This is a genomic window from Kitasatospora phosalacinea (genome assembly GCF_000717185.1).
Taxonomy (GTDB): domain Bacteria; phylum Actinomycetota; class Actinomycetes; order Streptomycetales; family Streptomycetaceae; genus Kitasatospora; species Kitasatospora phosalacinea_A.
In genome coordinates, this window is sequence record NZ_JNYE01000006.1 from 39,511 (window position 1) to 51,939 (window position 12,429).

Below are 12,429 nucleotides of genomic sequence, written 5' to 3' on the forward strand. Positions count from 1 at the left end.
GCCTCGGTTGATGCTGTTCCCAAGGCGCACCGGGGGTGACTTATGCGAGGTTCTGGCTGGCCGCCTCCGGCCCGAACTAGGAAGGTGGCTAGCCCGGAAGATGTCGGTCTGCGCGGCTATTCTGAACGGGCAGCTGGTCGAGCGGGCGAGCTGCGGCGTAGGTCGGTGGCGAGGGGGAGTTCGATTGGGACTGCGTCCAACACATCTCGGCTATGCGTATCAAGACCTGCTGACAGCGATCCGCCTCGTCGATGTTGTGCTGGGCCGAGCCACCTCAGTGATCGTCGACACGAAGCTGTTCGATGACGACCGATTCGACGATGTGACGTGCGAGTGGCGGACGGGAACCCGCGAGCGGCTTCAGATCAAGCACACGGACCGCGATCGCGAGTTGGAAGCGAAGAGCTTCACAAATGATCGCCGGGGACTGCGCCTGGACCTGCTCGTCACGGCCGTCGACCAGGATGTCCGTCGGCACCCCGACACCTCCTACCGGGTCGTGCTGCGCGATACGGAGCCGCACGACCCGACCCTGGCCGCAGTCCTCAAGCCTATGGACGCGAGCATTGACCCGGGGCCCGCAGTGCCTGGCCTGGGCAGCACTCGCTTCCGCTTCGATGCCAGCGCGCTCCGGGCCGAGAACCCATGGCAATCGATGGTCGCAGACATTGACGATGACGTACTTGGCCGCGTCTGCGAAGTGCTTGTTGTTGACGTTGGCCTCCCCGGTTGCTCGCTCGACATCCGTGATCCGGGGCCGGCTGAGCGTGTTCTGCTACGCCGACTGGCAGATGAACTGGGTGCGGGGCGGCCGCCGAACCGTCACCGGACACCGGAGGACGTGGCGCTGGCGCTCATCGAGGCCGCGAAGGCGGCCCGGGGCCTTGATGGACGAGTGACCGCGCCCAGTCTGATTCCCCGGCTCGATCTGGCGGTTGACTTCGGGGCGGTCCGCGAAGGACACCCGGTCGATCCTGCTGTTGCAGTGGCGCGACTGCAGGTACTGACGACCCTGGCAAGCGCTGTGGAGGAGGCGGCGGAGCAGGGCGCAACCGTCGTCGTGACCGGTGGTCCGGGCAGCGGTAAGTCGTGGCTGTGCGAGCAACTTGCCGACCGGCTGCGCGAGGAGTGGATAGTCGCCCGGCACCACTGCTGGCTTGGTGCCGCCGACACTCATCGTGACCGTCGCGTTCTCAGCGATGTGGTAATCGGAAGTTTGCTTCGGCAACTTGAGGCAATGGCACCGGCGTCCCTCGCTGAGATCCGCCCTCGTTATGCCGCTACCCGGGAGACACTCGCGGCTGCCGTGTGCGGGATTCGACGAGACATTCCGGACCGTCCAATCGCGCTCATCGTTGATGGGCTGGACCACATCAGCCGCGTCCGTGGAAGAAATGTTGGGGCGGCATTCCACGGCTCGGTGGACCCTGCCCATCTGCTCATCGAGGAACTCTCCCACCTCGAACTTCCCCCCGGCGCAGTTCTGCTTCTGGCCAGCCAGCCTGGGGATCATCTTGCTGCGGCCGATAGTCATGGTGTTGTTGCCGTGACCGTTCCGCCGCTCAGTCGGCCTGAGACCTATGACCTGGCTCGGCGATTCGGTGTTCTGGCCGCAGTGGACTCGCCGGCCGCAAACTCGCGCGTTGACGACCGGGCTCGCGCTGCCGTCGACCTCATCCAGTCTCGATCCCGGGGCAACGCGCTGTACGCAACCTACCTTTGCCGCCAAGCTCTCGGGCCGGACCCAAGCCTCCACGAAGCGGCGGAACGGCGGGACACGGCGCTCGACCCACTGGACCGACTCCGTGACGTTCCGGAGTCCGCACATGACCTCGACGAGTACTACGCCTACCTGCTCGCTGGGCTCACTCCTGAGCAGCGCCAAGCGGTCAGTTTGCTTGCCGTTTGTGACTTCGCGGTCACCGCTGACGAGCTCCAGGAGATCTTTCCGCTCATCGCACCAACACTCACGGCCGCGCTCGCTGCCGTCGCCCCGATCGTCGCGCAGCAGCCGGGGATCGGTGGCTTGAAGATCCACCATGAGAGCTTCAGCCGATTCGCGCGCCGTGAAGCCGGCAGTGAGAGGTGGCTCACGCTGGTTCGGACGGCGGCTGCGGAGTGGCTCGCAAAGCGCGGATTCTTCACCGACACCCGCGCGTTCCGCCACCTCCCCGAACTGCTTGCCGACCTGGACCGCCATGACGACCTCGTCGCTCTGGTCGGGCCTGACTTCCTCTGCCGTGCGATCGCAGGACTCCAACCCCCCGCTGCGATCGCCCACACGCTGGCCTTCATTGCTCGGCGTAGTGCCGCCAGCGGGGACTGGCCGGTACTTGTTCGCTGTGTTGAGCTGCGCCGCGCCTTCGACACCTATGAGAACGAGAACCTCTCCGGAAGTCTCGTCGCCCACGCAGACGTGCTCATTGCCCTCCTCGGGGCAGATGTCGTCGCTGCCAGCCTCCTGTACGACGGTGGCCCCACTGTAAGCGCGCGGTGGGGACTGCAGCTCTGCGCTGCAGTTGACCAGGCAGGTGCCGCAGCACCATGGGAGGCATACCTGGCGGCGTGGGAGGACAGCCGCAGCTCCGACAACGTCCACTACGGCGCCGACAGCGACAACGACGTGTTCCTCGCCGAGCTTCGAGGGCAACTGCGGCTGCCTCGTCGACGTGACCGCGGGCGTGAGCAAGGCGCCGCTGACGAGGACATTTCCGCTACCGCTGAACGCGTCGCCGTATTCCTCGACCAGGACGACCTACCCGAGCTCCCGCGCGTTCTGGATGTCCTGCTCGACTGCCTGGGACCAAGCTCGGTCCTTGCCAGCGTGCCGCTTATCGAGCGCCCGGCTACGCGTGCAGCGGTTTTGCTCCGTCTCGCCGACGTGGCGGCTAGCGCCGGGCAGGGACTGCCATCGCCCCGCACCCTGGCTGTCGCGGCCTGGGCGAGTTTCGATGCCGAGGACCCGCGGCGCTTTCTGCGGCACGGCATATCCATCACAGAGATCGCTGACGACATTCTCGGCGCAGACATCGGCGGCTGCCTGCGCGCCGCGACCGAGGAAGCGCTGCGCTATTCCACTCCTGGCTGGTCCGGGGCGGTTCGCCGATGGCTGACTCTTCTCGCGGTTGCCCAGCAGTGTGACCCACATGCCCCGCACCGTTTGCTTCCGCTGTTGGACGGCCCTGGATTCTTCCGTGCGTGGCTGAGGTTTGCCGTTGCCGTCGTTGGGCTGGGCCGGGAAGTAGACGAAGCGACGCTCACGCCGCAGGACGCGTCCGCTGCAGTCCGTGTTGCGCTCGATCACCTCGCCCAGTCAGCTCAACCGTTTACGGGGAAGCCCCGTGCTTGCGACCTCTGGGGCATCCATGCCGACGTGCATGGAGTGGTTCACGACGCCGTCGCACTACTCATCGATGCTGACCTCGAACCCGCGCTCGCCTCGCTCACCAGGATCAGCGATGGCACCACTACCTCACTGGCGGGCATGGGAGGGTCCGGTCCGCTTGTCACCACTGATCTGCTTGCGATACTCAGCCGTGCTGTTGACCACACCCGTGCCACCGTCGTCCACCAGCTCATGGGTCAACTGCGCGACGAGCACGAGAGCCGGCGCACTCTCTACCCAGAGAGCGCGGATTTCGAGCTGGCGATGGCCCGGGTCAGCCTCATTGCCGGGGACGCTGCAGAAGCTCGTGAATGCTGGGAACGGGCTGCCCACTACATGGCCGCATATGGTAGCCACAAGGACATCACCATCCACGAACTGCTCGGCCCGCTGCCTAACCTCGTGGCACTCGATCCTACTGAGGCGCGGACCAGGCTCGCGGAAGCCCAGCCGCTGACCTATCTCGTAGCCCATCACACAGACGGGCGCAGCACTTCCAGCACCCCACATGACTGGTGGCGACTCCTCGCTGACATCGACCCCTATGCCGCCGCGACCCTGGCTGCAGAGGTGCTGCTCACCGAGCCTGGACTCCCGGATGCACTCGCCGAGGCCGCGCACCATCGGCTCCTCGACAGTCAAGCCACCACAGCTGATCCCGTCATCCTGGCGGCGTTGAGGGTCACAGCCGGGTCCGGAGAACGTGATCTTGATCGAGATACTGCGCTGCTCGGCCGACTCGCCGAGTTGCCATCGGACGATCAGGCACGCGTTGCTGGCCTTCTGTCTATCCTTGCGAACGCGATCACGGCCACGTACGACGATCAGTTCCTCACCTATGCCTCGGAGGAGGCTGGCTCTGATTCGGCTGGCGCGCTCCGCCAGGCCGCACACCTTCTCGCCGGTGACGGTGCACCCCCTCTTGCCGCCAGGCCTGGCAACGATGGACGGCCAAGGCGTGATAGGCGCACCTTGGACACTGCTGATCTCTTGGATTCCTTGCAACGCCCGATGCTGCCGCCAGGGGCTGCAGGCGCGATTGCCGCCGTCCGTGACTACGGTGATAAGTCGCACAAGGCCGATGAGGCTGCGCCCAGATGGTCAATCGATGCGCTGATTGATGCGGTTGGATGGCGGCTCATGGAGGTTGCTGCCGAGAGCGGCGCCGATTCGGCTGCCCAACTACTGCAGCGTGTCGCTGACGAACCGGACCTCTTCAGTAGTGGCGAGCTCCTGACGGGCCTCGCAGACGGGCTTGAGTTGCGTTGTGGCGGAGAACCTGGAGTTCCTGAGCGCTTGGCCGCAATTGCGCTCACTCTCGCCTTCGCCAAGATTCGAGGCGGCGGGGGCTACCTCAACTTCGCCGGACGCGACCGGCTGGACCTCTGGCAGCGCGCCCACGCTCTGGATGCGGTTGCCGCGGCTGATTGTCTTGCCGACCAGGTCGCCGAAACCGTCGCTGGCACACGGTACGGCACGATAGGCGTCACTCAGGCCGTCGTAGCTGCGTTCGCCGCCCAGCCCCCGAGGACATCACCGCCTTCTGCTGACAGTGTGCTCGTTCCGAACGATCACGCGTTCGTCTGCTGGGATGAGGCGTTCTCTGTCATCGCGCACCGGCTTCCGGGCAAAATCGATCTCGGAGCTGGCGTATACCAGCCGCCGCAGAAACCGACCGAGCAGCACGACATCGACGCAGCTCTGAGCCGTCTCAGCCTCGCTACGTTTGCCACACCTGAGCGCCCAGACCGACGCCGCGGACTACTGGCTGCTAGCGTGTTGCTGACCGCCCGTCCGACTGCGGCACAGGCCGCCATCGCTCGCGTCCTTGCTGCCGACATCGGTGCTGGCCCGCTCGGCTGGCTGCTTACTGTGTTGCACGATGGCCTGCCAGAGAGCGAGCTAGACACTGACCTCGTCGGTCAGGTTACGGCCCTCGCGCGCAGCACCATGCTTTCCGTCCGAGCGGAGGCCGCCCGTGTTCTAGCTGCTGCGGGCTGCCCAGTGCCCGATCCGCCCGCGACGCCCGCGCACCCGTTCCTGATTCACGCCCTCGCCGCCGACGGGGATGAGAAGAGGCCATGAGCTCAGACAATCGCGCGTTCGCTGTAGCGATCGTTGATGAGTACCTCGAGTCACGGCTAGACCAGATCGACGAGATACCCGGACTGCGCGAGGCGGTGATCGACCTCGTGGCCGCCGCGTTCTCAGGTGATTCGGAACAGCTCATGCGCGATCAACTCAGGCTCTTGAACAGGCCCGGGAGCAGAGACTTCCCCGATGCGTACCTGGCAGACGAGGCAGCGACAGAAGACGCACTCCAGCATGCTGCCGCCGGCCTGCGTGTGGCTCTTGCGCAGACCGGAAGACTAGTCGAAGCACGTCGCTTCGAACGCATGATCGACAATCGGCTGCGCGACGACCCTCGACTCGCCGTTCGCGCTGAACGTGCCCGGGTGCCTAGGCCACTGACTCGTCCGGTTCCGCTTGCGTGGTCGATCGAGCCCGCGCCGTGGTTCAAGGACAGCGGCGGGGAGGAAGGGTCCTGGCCCCCGCGCGGTGCTGAGGAGGTGGAGGTGCTGAGGTGTCTGCCGGGTGGGATATCGGCTCTGGCTCAAGTTGACGGTGGCCCTTACGCGGGGTGGACGCAGATCGGGATGATTGAGCGGCACCGAACGCCCGCACGACGCTATCCGCGGCAGCCCGCTCGCCAAGTCCTGGTTGCAGTAGGGCTGGAGGCAACTTCGGGCGACCCGCCGCCCCGGTCGTTTCCGTTCACGCGAGCTCCGTGGCAGGTGTGGACTGCGCCATGGCAGCAGTTGGACCCGATGGCAGACCCCGCCGAGGTTGTGGAGTACGTTTCAACCGGGAACTGGCCGGTGGCTGCGCTCACCGACGGCGGCCATACCGATCCAGATCACCCGCGTACCGGCCTTGGGGCTCCGCCGTATGTGCTCGCGCCAACCCTGGCGGCGGTCGCGGTACTTGGACTTGAGCCGACAAGCGGCATTTGCGGCTTCAGCCTCAGCGACAAGGACGGACCGGCGATCGTCGGCCGCCAGTGGCACGGACATCTCGTCCACGATGGCAACTATCAGCCGCTGAAGCCGGCTGTCGAAGGCGCCGATCTCTTGATCCGCCCCGACCTGTTCGGCCGACTGCGTGACGCTATCGGTGTTACGCGCATCCGCACTGGCATCTCGGTTAGCTATCGGAGCGGGGGCGATGCCGTCGCGGATGAAGACGATTGACGGGTCGGCTCTCCTGGATCGACACCCTGCTGGCGGTCGGCACGCCGGAGGAGCGATGCTGAGTGCTGCCCCGTGGACCTACGAGCGGGTCGCCCCGTGCTCCAGGTAGACGGTCTCGGACTGCGTCCTGGCGGTGTAGGCGGCGTGGACGCGGTCGTCCTCGTCGATGAAGAGCACCCCGGCGGCGGTGCGGGGCTGGGCTACGACCTCGTGGGGCTGGGAGTCGCTCATGGTGACGACTGTAGCCAGCGGACCGAGGTGGTCGCCGTGTGCCGACGGTTTCTCGGCGGGCATGGCTGGGTGGGCTCGTCGAGAAACCCCTCGACGAGCCCACCCAGCCGTGTCGTCACGCCGCTGTCGGCACCCAGCCGTAGCGCGAGAATGCGGGACCGCCGGCGCGGTAGGCGGTGAGCGCCTGGGCGGCCGTGGGGAAGGCCGGTTCGGGGAGGTGGCCGGCGGGAACCCAGCGGGCGGCGAGGTGTTTGTCGGGTTCGGTGTTGGTGAGTTCGCCGGTCCACTTGTCGGTGGCGAAGACGAAGAGGACGAACTGACCGGCCTGGTCCCAGCCCTGTTCGACGTGGATGACGTGGACGAGTTCGAGGTCCGCCGGGTCGACGAGCAGGCCGGTCTCCTCCTTGAGTTCGCGGGCGGCGGCCTCGTCGAGGGCTTCGCCCGGCTCGGCCTTGCCGCCGGGGACGGTCCAGGCGGGGTGTGGGGACCAGTTGCGGGCGGCGTAGTGCACGGCGGCGATCGTGTCGGTGCTCTTGTCGTGGACGATCACGCAGACCGAGTTCCGGCTGTTCATCACGCTGTTGTGCGTCACGGTGCGGACTCCTTGTCGAGGTGCCGGAGGACGTCGGTGGTCCAGGACGGCCTGGTGGTGTGCCAGCTGAACTGGTAACCGTTGGTGCCGAGGTAGGGCGTGGTGAGGATGTGGTGGAACTCGCACCATGCGGCGAACTCGCGCCAGGAGCATCCGGGCAGGCCGCGTCGGCGGGGGTGGTGGTTGTAGGTGTCCACGGCCTGGCGGATGGTGTCCTCGGGCAGCGGGCCGGTGGTCATGGCGGTGCTGACGACAAGCTTGGCGAGGTCGTAGCCGAATGGCGCGAGGGTGAGGGAGTCGAAGTCGATGACGGCCACATCGGCGTCGGCGATGAGGAAGTTGCGCGGGTTGGCGTCCTTGTAGAAGGCGGCCGGCATGGTTGCGGCCTGCTTCAGCCAGTCGTCGGCGGCCTCGGGCGTCAGGGCCGGCTTCGGCACGGTGCCGGAGGCCAGGAGTCGGTGGAGGCGTTCGCGGCGGCCGTCGGCGAAGCCAGTGATGGTGATGGTGTCGTGGGTGTGCGGCGTGTCGAGGCGGGCTGCGTGCAGCTCGCGGGTGTGAGCGGCGGTGTGCTGGTGTCCGAGGAGGTTGGCCAGGGCCACCAGGTCGTCGGGACCGCCGTGTCGTCCTTCGAGGTGTTCGAAGTCGATCTCAGTGGGGCGGACTTGGACGATCCGGGGGATGAGCACGTCGGGGTTGGCACGGGCGATCCACCGGTAGTGGGCCAGGGATTGCTGCTGGGCCTGGGCGCTCATGTACGTCTTGGTGAAGGTTTTCATCGGCGGGCGGCCACGACGTAGGTGACGGTAGAGGTGGTCTCCAGCGGGCCGTCGCCGACGGTCTCCCGAAGTCGCCGGGCGATCTCCTCGACGCCACCACCGAGTTGGTACTTCGGGTTGGTGGCTGCGTACTCCGCGATGTGGTCGGCGTTGGTGAAGCGGAAGCGGTGTTCGTGGTGGACGACCTGCTGCACGTCGAGGCAGGCGGCGACGATGTCGGCCTGGTTGTGGCTGTGGAAGGTCTCGTACAGGCTCGGCCGGCTGGTGGCCTCGGGGTCGAGGCCGCTGGCGGCGATCACCTCGTCCAGCGTGCGGTAGCTGTCGGGCGACTTGGTGACCGTGATCGACAGTCCGCCGGGCGCCAGGCAGCGGGCGATCTCGGCGATCACTGTCGCTGGCCGGGGTGAGTGGTAGAGACAGAACGCGGCCACCGCGACGGCCACGGAGGCGTTGGGCAGGTCGATGGCGTGGAAGTCGCCGCGCAGGAACTCCACGCCCAGGCGGCCGGTGAGCCGGCTCCGGGTCTCGGCGAGGAGGGCGGTGGACTGGTCGAAGGCGATGAGCCTCGGCGGGTCGAGCCGCTCGGCCAGGGCGAGCGTGGTCGTGCCGCGTCCGCAGCCGATGTCGAGGACGGTGCCGCGCAGCCCGGTGGCGGCGAGGTCGGCGATGACGGTGGCGGGGTGGGGACCGGCGGTCTTGGCGCGGGACAGCGCGCCGGTGCGCTGGGCGATGCGGCCCGCGTCGGCGTACAGGTCGTGGCGGACGCGGTCGGTGTCGAGGAACGGGTTGGCGGTCATGGACAGGTGGAGCCTTCCCGGTGCGAAGTGGGTCAGATCATGTCTGTGGAGGGACGGCGGCGACGAAGTGGCGGGCGGCCCGGCGGCTGGTGAGGGTGACGACGCGGGCGTGGCCGGCGTGCTCGGCGATCAGTGCGCGGACCTTGGGCCGCATCTGGCGCCGGTAGCCGAGGATGTAGCGGATGAAGCCCCAGGTGATGCGGTCGAAGACGCCCTGGGAGGTGTGTTGGCCGCCGCGGTAGCGCCGGCGCCGCTGCAGGATGCCGAGCAGGCAGATGACCGGGGGGATGTCGAGGAAGATCACGGTGTCGGCCCGCTTGAGGCGGATCGGGAGGGTGGAGGCGTAGTTCCCGTCGATCACCCAGCGGGGCCGGGCGACGAGCTCCTCCTGGAGAGCAGCGAACTTCTCCTGCGGCAGCGGGTTCCAGTCGGCGTCGTAGTAGACGCCGTCGAGGTGGGTCAGAGGGGCATCGATCAGTTCGGCGAGCTGGCGTCCGACGACGGTCTTGCCGCTGCCGCCGCAGCCCATGATGGCGATCCTGTCCATGCCGCTACAGGCTACCGAGCCGTGCGACGGGCCGGACCTCGACTTGGTCGGGCCACTCGGGCGAGATCTCCAGCGTGGTCATGCGCGGTCTCCTTCGAGCAGCAGGGGCGGGATGGCTGTGCCGGTCAGCGCGGCGGTGAGGGTGCGGAGCTGGCGGCTGAGGCGGAACGGGTCGAGCCGGTCGATGCAACGGGCGATCAGGTCGGCGTGGGCCTGGCTGCCCGCGATCCGGGCGAGCGCGGTGACGGTGGCCACGACGTCGGCCGCGCTCGTGACGACCAGCTCGCGCGGGACGACCGTCTCGGCGGCCCGCAGGGCGCGCGGGGCCAGCGGCAGGCAGCCGGTGAGGACGGCCTCGAAGAGTCGCTGGGTGAACTGGCCGGTCCTTGCGTACCGGTCCGGGGCGAGGAGCACGGTGGCCACCGCGGAGCGGTAGGCGGAGGTGACCTCGTCGAAGGGGATACGGCCGGTGAAGTTCACCTCCGGCCAGCGGGCGGTGTTGTTCCACTTCCCGGCCACCCGGTGCGGCAGCTGGGCGGCGGCCGGGGCGAAGAACTCCTCGAAGGCCATGTCACGGTCGTACTGGTTGCCGATGTAGATCAGGGGCAGTTCCCGCTTCTCGGCCGCGAGGGCGGCCGGGTAGGCCCGGTCGAGGGCGTCGTCGGCGACCGGGAAGAGCAGGCTGGCCGCTCCCGGCGACGGGTACAGGGCCGGCTCGCACACCTGCAGGTGCCGAACAGTCCGCAATGGGTCGTCGGTGGGCAACTGCTGGTCCTTGTCCCACAGCACCGTGCGGACGGCGAGCCGGTGGGTGTAGTGGTCGAGGAGTTCCTGCTGCCGGTGCAGGTCGCAGGTGTGCCCCTCGGCGTCGCAGGCGGTGGTGTTGCGGCCGGGGATCGGCCAGCGCCACTCCAGGAACAGGGCGTCGATCTCGGGCAGGCCGCCGTCCCATCGGTAGGTGGCGGTGAGATCGGTGCCGGCCTCGGCGAGATCGCGGTTGGCCTGGAGGAAGACGATCTCGTGGCCGGCGGCGATCAGGCCGTCCACCAGGGTGCGGCGGTGGCTTCGCCCGCCGTCGGGGGTGTCGGTGATCCCGGAGCCGAGGAAGCCCCAGTGGCTGTAGCCGATCCTCATGCCTTGGTCACCCACCAGTCCTCGATGAGGAGCGCGTCCAGCCCGGACTCGGCCAGGCAGTCCAGCGCCATCTCCGGGGTGCCGCAGATCGGCTTGCCCTTCACGTTCAGGGAGGTGTTGATCAGGACCGGCACGTCGGTGATCTCGGCGAAGGCGGTCAGGACGTCGGCCAGGAGCGGGTTGTCCCTGGGCGAGAGAGTCTGCACCCGGGCAGTGCCGTTGGCGTGGACGATGGCCGGGATCGCCTGGCGGGCCAGGTCGGTGACCGGGGAGGCCATGGACATGAACGGGGCCTCTTGGCCGAGGGTGAAGTAGTCCGCCGCCTTGTCGGCCAGGACCACGGGGGCGAACGGCCGGAACGGCTCGCGGAACTTCACCGTGGCGTTGAGCCGGTCGGCGACGCCGGGCCGCAGCGGCGAGGCGAGGATCGAACGGTGCCCGAGAGCACGCGGGCCTGCCTCCAGCTCACCCTGGAACAGGCCGATGATCGTGCCCTTGGCCAGCTCGCGGGCCGCGAAGCCGACCGGGTCGTCCAGGCGCCGGGCGGTCATCCCCGGCCGTGGTTCGGCCGGCAGCTCCAGGCCGGGGAAGGACGGGCCGAGGTAGCAGGCCCGCGCCAGCCCGGTCGGGAGGTCCCCGTGCCGGTCGAGGTGGACCGCAGCGGCGGCGCCGATCGCGGTGCCGGAGTCACCGGGCGCGGGCGGCACGGCGACCTCGTCGAACAGCCCGGAGGCGATGATCTTCCCGATGCTGACGCAGTTCATCGCCACCCCGCCGCCCACGCACAGCAGCCGGGCACTCGTGCGTTCGCGGGCGATCCGCGCCAGGTGCAGCATCACCTGCTCGGTGCGTTCCTGGAGAGCGGCGGCGAGGTCGGCGTGTACCGGGACGACTTCCTCCTTCGGTCGGCGGGGCGGGCAGGTGAGTGCGGTGAAGGCTGCGGTCAGCCGCGGGTAGCGGCGGTCCATGACCCGCAGGCCGATCAGGCGGTGATCGAGAGCGAAGCCGTCGGTGGTGAGCCGGACGGCCTTGGCGAACAGCGAGCGGAACCGCTTCGGGTCGCCGAGGGCGGCCAGCGCCATGACGGTGCCCTCCTCGTCCCCGCGCCGCCAGCCGAGATGCTCGGTGACGGCGCCATACAGGTAGCCGAGGGAAGTGGGGTCGTCGAGGGTGTGGACGATCCGGTACGAGCAGCCGGCCGCGCTCTGCCGCGCGTGGCCGATGGTGGTGGTCTGGGTCTCGCCGAGGCTGTCCACCACCAGGACGGCGGCCTCCTCGTAGCCGGAGGCGGCGAAGGCGTACAGCCCGTGGGCGCGGTGGTGCAGGACGGGCTGCACCTCGGCGTTCGGGAAGATGTCGGCCAGGCGGGCAAGGCGCCGGCGGGTGTTGCCGGCGACCTGGGCGAACGAGCGGACCCGGGGCAGAGCCCGGGCGGCCGTCGCCGGTCGCAGGGTGTGAACGAGGGCGGAGGGGATCGCCCGGAGGTAGTGCTGCGGGGTGAAGTTGTACGCGACGGTGCCGATGTCGGCGAAGGTCAGGCCCGCTTCGTCGAGGAGCCACTCCACGGCCATGGCCGGGTAGCTCTTGTCGTGCTTGATGGCGCTGAGCCTCTCCTCCTCGACGAAGCCGACGAGTCGGCCGTCGACGAGCAGGGCGGCGGCTGAGTCGTGGGTGTAGGAGCACAGGCCCAGCACGATGTTGCGGTTCGCGGCCACG

Annotated in this window: 9 protein-coding genes; 2 read left to right on the forward strand and 7 right to left on the reverse strand. The window is 68.3% G+C overall.

Translation table 11 applies throughout. The annotated features are described in order from the left end of the window. Positions 1-184 precede the first annotated feature (184 nt). Positions 185-5,470 (forward strand): ATP-binding protein, encoded by a 5,286-nt coding sequence (locus OO57_RS39100; RefSeq protein WP_158715013.1) that lies wholly within the window; start codon positions 185-187, stop codon positions 5,468-5,470. Beyond that, complete coding sequence (locus OO57_RS43530; protein WP_158715014.1) at positions 5,467-6,636, forward strand: hypothetical protein; 1,170 nt, start codon at positions 5,467-5,469, stop codon at positions 6,634-6,636. The genes OO57_RS39100 and OO57_RS43530 overlap by 4 nt, the downstream gene beginning before the upstream one ends. Positions 6,637-6,714: 78 nt before the next feature. On the opposite strand, the gene OO57_RS43535 is transcribed toward OO57_RS43530, so the two are convergent. The 7 genes from OO57_RS43535 to OO57_RS04075 form a co-directional block, all read right to left on the reverse strand. Next, on the reverse strand, positions 6,715-6,867 hold the full coding sequence (locus OO57_RS43535; RefSeq protein ID WP_158715015.1) for a hypothetical protein: 153 nt from the start codon (positions 6,865-6,867) through the stop codon (positions 6,715-6,717). A gap of 115 nt (positions 6,868-6,982) precedes the next feature. Then, positions 6,983-7,459, reverse strand: a complete 477-nt coding sequence (locus OO57_RS04050) for an NUDIX domain-containing protein (RefSeq protein ID WP_033250873.1) — start codon at positions 7,457-7,459, stop codon at positions 6,983-6,985. Continuing rightward, the gene (locus OO57_RS04055) at positions 7,456-8,211 is read right to left on the reverse strand and encodes a phosphotransferase (RefSeq protein ID WP_051776527.1); all 756 of its coding nucleotides are present in this window, start codon (positions 8,209-8,211) and stop codon (positions 7,456-7,458) included. Before OO57_RS04055 ends, OO57_RS04050 begins: the two co-directional genes overlap by 4 nt. Before the next feature lie 20 nt (positions 8,212-8,231). Beyond that, positions 8,232-9,032: a class I SAM-dependent methyltransferase gene (locus OO57_RS04060; protein WP_033250874.1), complete on the reverse strand. Its 801-nt coding sequence runs from the start codon at positions 9,030-9,032 to the stop codon at positions 8,232-8,234. Positions 9,033-9,069: 37 nt separating this feature from the next. Then, entirely contained in the window at positions 9,070-9,579 is a 510-nt protein-coding gene (locus OO57_RS04065; protein ID WP_033250875.1) for a topology modulation protein, read from the reverse strand. 78 nt (positions 9,580-9,657) lie between these two features. Beyond that, complete coding sequence (locus tag OO57_RS04070) at positions 9,658-10,713, reverse strand: glycosyltransferase family protein (protein ID WP_033250876.1); 1,056 nt, start codon at positions 10,711-10,713, stop codon at positions 9,658-9,660. Next, complete coding sequence (locus tag OO57_RS04075) at positions 10,710-12,428, reverse strand: carbamoyltransferase (protein ID WP_324606764.1); 1,719 nt, start codon at positions 12,426-12,428, stop codon at positions 10,710-10,712. Before OO57_RS04075 ends, OO57_RS04070 begins: the two co-directional genes overlap by 4 nt. Position 12,429: the final 1 nt, after the last annotated feature.

What these genes read in the sequence shown, in the direction of transcription:
- OO57_RS43530 (WP_158715014.1), top strand. Translation starts at nt 5,467, where the DNA reads ATGAGCTCAGACAATCGCGCGTTCGCTGTAGCGATCGTTGATGAGTAC.
- OO57_RS43535 (WP_158715015.1), bottom strand. Translation starts at nt 6,867, where the DNA reads ATGAGCGACTCCCAGCCCCACGAGGTCGTAGCCCAGCCCCGCACCGCC.
- OO57_RS04055 (WP_051776527.1), bottom strand. Translation starts at nt 8,211, where the DNA reads ATGAGCGCCCAGGCCCAGCAGCAATCCCTGGCCCACTACCGGTGGATC.
- OO57_RS04060 (WP_033250874.1), bottom strand. Translation starts at nt 9,032, where the DNA reads ATGACCGCCAACCCGTTCCTCGACACCGACCGCGTCCGCCACGACCTG.
- OO57_RS04065 (WP_033250875.1), bottom strand. Translation starts at nt 9,579, where the DNA reads ATGGACAGGATCGCCATCATGGGCTGCGGCGGCAGCGGCAAGACCGTC.
- OO57_RS04070 (WP_033250876.1), bottom strand. Translation starts at nt 10,713, where the DNA reads ATGAGGATCGGCTACAGCCACTGGGGCTTCCTCGGCTCCGGGATCACC.